Source organism: Candidatus Woesearchaeota archaeon, from assembly GCA_030651375.1.
GTDB lineage: Archaea > Nanobdellota > Nanobdellia > Woesearchaeales > UBA12501 > JAUSFM01.
In genome coordinates, this window is the sequence record JAUSFM010000005.1 from 1 (window position 1) to 1553 (window position 1553).

Genomic DNA, 1553 nt, shown 5'->3' on the forward strand with positions numbered 1-1553 from the left:
AAATCCGTTGATATTACGCGCCCAATCAGGGATATCTTCAAGGAGACCAAACGTGCTCTTGAGGCTGCAACAACAATCGTGGACAGCAGAACGATTGAGCCATTCCATAAAGATCATATGATGTTTCTGGTGAAGAAGAAGTAGGTGAGTAGAAAGTGAATCGCCACCACCCAAAGGTGAGCGATGTCAATAATTGAATCCAAAGCGACTGGGGGGAAGGCCCCTACGGGGAACGTCGCTTAATAATGAATAGAATGAATATCGCGAAAGGTGGTGGCGATTTTCAAAAGATTTTTCTACTAAGCTAAGAAGTAGGTTTAGTAGAAAAGTTCTTTGAATAAAGAGGTCATTGCTCGTCGGAGTGCAGAGCATGCGAGTACTTTGAATGCTGTTTCTTTGTTTTGCATTTTTACTTGTATTGATTTGACGGTGCTTCCGCATACTCTTTTGAGTATGCTGTGATAGGTTTCACAGAGCGAACGGTAGTTCGCTCTGAGTTTTCGGCGTTTGGCTTTTTTCAGATATGTTCCTTTTGTTTTCCAGATTGGGATTTCAGGATTTTTGACCTTAATGCGGTCTTCTGCGCCGCATTCTTCGACGACAATTCTTCGATGTTCTTCACCTGTGTAGCCTTTATCACCATCAAGACTTTTGAGTGGTTTGATTTTGTGCGCTCGGCGCACTAAGCGATCACAGTCCCAGTGATCGCTTGCCGGCCCACGCCGGATTTTGAAACAGACGGGTAGCTGATGATCAAGATCAACAACCGTGCTTAATTTGATGTGTTTTCTAATTTTTCTTCGTTTTTTCTTATCGCGTTTGAGGATTGTTGTATAGTACGCGCTTGCGTGAGTTGGTTGCAAGCCTGTTGAATCGATGCCGGCGCGTATGCGCTGGCTTTTTGTTCTTCGAACAAAAACAGCAACAATTTTTTCAATGAGACTATACCTAAATCGCTTTGCTGCCTTATGCAATGTTGTCCAGTGTGGTGCTTGTTGAATTCCAATCAACGCCATAATCTCTGGCATTTCAGCAATAGTATCGACGATAAAACGATAAGTTTTCTCCTCAAGTTCTTTCAAAGCTAAAAGAACAGCGTGAGCCCACACACCATACTTTCTAGGATCATGCTTTTGTGGGAAACGCCGCACATGCGCTAAATGTAAGGCGTTTAGCAGTTCCTTAACAAAATTATAATAAATAGTTCTCTTTTTGTTTTTCATGGCAGGCGCACTCCTGCCCCCGAAACAGCCTAACGGCTGTTCGGGTTATTTAACTTTTCTACTAAGCTGTTCTTGCACAATCTTTAAATAGAACCACCCATCCTTAACGGCTGGTGATTTTCATGAACAACAAAATAATGATTCGAACAACTTTATGCGCAGCTGTTTTGGCTTTTACGACGGGTTGTACGACAACGCAACCTGCACCTGAATCGAACCCGGGGGCACATCAGGTTACCGGTTTCAACTACACGGCCACAAAAACGGTTGTCCCTGAAGCAGATCACGCTACCAATTCCACGGGTGCACCGACTAATGCTGTCGTTGTTG

2 protein-coding genes are annotated in these 1553 nt (G+C 43.7%); one reads left to right on the top strand and one right to left on the bottom strand.

The window, feature by feature from the left end; all coding sequences use genetic code 11:
• Nucleotides 1-317 precede the first annotated feature (317 nt).
• Entirely contained in the window at nt 318-1082 is a 765-nt protein-coding gene (locus Q7R76_01715; protein MDO8642290.1) for a transposase, read from the bottom strand.
• A gap of 254 nt (nt 1083-1336) precedes the next feature.
• On the opposite strand from Q7R76_01715, the gene Q7R76_01720 reads away from it, so the two are divergent.
• The coding region (locus tag Q7R76_01720) for a hypothetical protein (protein MDO8642291.1) at nt 1337-1553 on the top strand (217 nt) is incomplete at its 3' end.